The sequence below is a fragment of the Thalassotalea sp. G20_0 genome, from assembly GCF_017744175.1.
Lineage (GTDB): Bacteria > Pseudomonadota > Gammaproteobacteria > Pseudomonadales > Endozoicomonadaceae > Endozoicomonas.
Map to the genome: position 1 here is coordinate 1 of NZ_JAGHQV010000198.1, position 1,416 is coordinate 1,416.

The window sequence follows — 1,416 nt, forward strand, 5'->3', positions numbered from 1 at the left end:
CTTATCCGGGGAGATCTGTCCAACATGCGATTGGTAATTCCCAGTTCTCAGCCACTGGTTACAACAGGCTCGGCGAACAGGTCTCATCATCCTGTTCGAGCAAACCCGATGGCAACCAATAGCGCCAGCAGAGGTAACTCCGCGTGGTGATTGGACAGAAGTCAGCAGAGGCCATAGTAGCTGTACGACAGAAGCCATTAACGGATGGGAAGTCGTTAGCGAAGGGCCGAACATCGATGACAAAGAGGAGACTGATTCCCTCAAGGCGATGCAGCCGTCCGGCGACTCACCGTACTTGGCGACAGAATCTTTAACCAGCTTTGAACCATGATCTACTAAATTGCGTACTTGAACCGGCTAATCTGGCAAGTGCATGGAAACAAGTCAAAAGCAACAAGGGTGCTCCGGGTATTGATGGAGTCACCATTGAAGCTTATCCAGACTTTGCCAAACAGCATTGGCCTTCAGTGCGCCAAGCCTTATTGGACGGAACCTACCAGCCGTCACCCGTGCGCCGGCATGTGATAGAAAAGCCGGACGGCGGTGAGCGTTTGCTGGGAATCCCTACCGTGACGGACAGAGTCATACAGCAGGCCATTGTGCAGGTGCTGACCCCTGTCTTTGATCCGGGATTCTCACCAAACAGCTTCGGCTACCGACCGGGACGGTCAGCACACGACGGAGTCCGTCAGGTTAAGCAGTTGATCAACCGGGGGCTGCATTACGCCGTTGACGTCGATCTGAGTAAATTCTTTGATACGGTTAATCACGACGTTTTGATGTCGAGGGTCTCCCGTAAGATCCGCGACAAACGCCTCCTGAAACTGATTGGTCGCTACCTGCGCTCCGGTGTCATGATTGAGGGCAATGTTTACCCGACCAGGGTTGGCATGCCACAGGGTGGCCCTTTATCACCCTTGCTGTCTAATGTGGTCCTCGACGAACTCGACAAGGAGCTTGAATATCGAGGTCATTGCTTTGCAAGATACTGTGACGACTTCGTTATTCTCGTCAAGAGTCAGCGTGCCGGTGATCGGGTGATGAACAGCATTACCCAATTCATTGAACGTAAATTGAAACTGAAGATTAACTCCCGGAAAAGTAAAGTTGTGAAAGCAACAGAAAGCGAATTCCTGAGTTTCACCTTCACAGGGAAGAAAGTTCGCTGGGCCCAGAAGTGTCTGGACCGATTCAAGTACAGGATACTCAAGTTGACCAGTCGTCGCTGGGGTGTCTCAATGCAACATCGGTTACGCAAACTGGCACAATATATCCGGGGTTGGATGGGGTATTTCCGGTTATCGGAATATTACCGACCAATTCCCCTGCTGGATCAATGGATACGTCGGCGAATCCGTTGCTGCTTTCTGAAGCAATGGCGCAAGCCGAAAACCCGTTTCAATAATCTGGTCAGGT

At 51.4% G+C, this 1,416-nt stretch carries 1 protein-coding gene; it reads left to right on the top strand.

Going from position 1 to position 1,416, the window contains the following annotated elements; all coding sequences use genetic code 11:
• Window positions 1–320: 320 nt before the first annotated feature.
• Window positions 321–1,416: group II intron reverse transcriptase/maturase (ltrA, locus tag J7438_RS25475; protein ID WP_209278843.1), on the top strand; the 1,096-nt coding region annotated here is incomplete at its 3' end.